The organism is Bradyrhizobium sp. 31Argb (genome assembly GCF_043638955.1).
Lineage (GTDB): Bacteria > Pseudomonadota > Alphaproteobacteria > Rhizobiales > Xanthobacteraceae > Bradyrhizobium.
In genome coordinates, this window is the sequence record NZ_JBEGDB010000718.1 from 1 (window position 1) to 500 (window position 500).

Sequence of the window (500 nt, forward strand, 5' to 3'; positions counted from 1 at the left end):
TCCGTTACGAGACTTTCGGCTCGAGCGGCCTGCTGCCGACCCAAGCGTTCCGGGTGCGGCTCAAGGACGAAGGCACCGAGATCGAGATCCCGCGCGACCGCTCGCTGCTCGAGGTGCTCAACGACGCCGGCCACGAGGTGATGAGCGATTGTCGCCGGGGCGAGTGCGGCGTTTGCGCCATCGACGTCGTCGCCTTCGACGGCGAGATCGACCATCGCGATGTCTTCTTCAGCGATCACCAGAAGCGCGAAAACCGAAAGATCTGCGCCTGCGTCTCGCGCGCCCGCGGCACGATCACGGTCGACACGCTGCATCGGGCGGATGCGACATAGCTCACTCGCCTGGCCCGCCTACGCTACGCCGCGTGCGTTTTCTTCGCATCGAGCAGGCCGCAACCTGGGCGGCTGGCACCGGCCGGCCGATCAGGTAGCGTGAACTTCGTCGCAATCGATCTGGCGCAATATTCGAGCTGGTTGGTTGTCTCGATACCCTCCGCCACG

1 protein-coding gene is annotated in these 500 nt (G+C 65.2%); it reads left to right on the forward strand.

Annotation, left to right across the window (positions count from 1 at the left end; genetic code table 11):
• Positions 1-332, forward strand: a 332-nt coding sequence (locus tag AAFX91_RS42420; protein ID WP_394570442.1) for a 2Fe-2S iron-sulfur cluster-binding protein, incomplete at its 5' end; no start/stop codon positions are given.
• Positions 333-500: the final 168 nt, after the last annotated feature.